Origin of the sequence: Paraburkholderia sp. SIMBA_027, assembly GCF_046535315.1 — a bacterium.
Classification (GTDB): Bacteria; Pseudomonadota; Gammaproteobacteria; order Burkholderiales; family Burkholderiaceae; genus Paraburkholderia; species Paraburkholderia tropica.
The window spans coordinates 1-253 of the sequence record NZ_JAWRWY010001140.1 but is presented as its reverse complement, the minus strand read 5'-3'; the positions used below and the strand labels follow the sequence as shown (position 1 = coordinate 253).

The following is a 253-nucleotide window of genomic DNA, read 5'->3' as shown; positions in this document are numbered from 1 at the left end:
GTCGGGATGGAAAGCGTGATATCGCCGATACGCATCAGGAGATTATCGGAAAAACCGCCGAAATATCCGGCAACCAGACCGGCGGTCATGCCGATGACCAGAGAGAGAGCCACGGAGGCGACACCGATGACGATGGATATGCGCGTGCCGTAAAGGATGGCGGAGAGCATGTCGCGCCCCTGCGTATCCGTGCCGAGCAGATAGGGCCATTCCCCACCCTCCTGCCACACCGGCGGCAATTCGGCTTTCCACA

General features: G+C 60.1%; 1 pseudogene. It reads right to left on the bottom strand.

Features of this window, described 5'->3' with window-relative positions:
• Nucleotides 1-253: pseudogene (locus SB764_RS42700) on the bottom strand (ABC transporter permease); the annotation flags it as partial.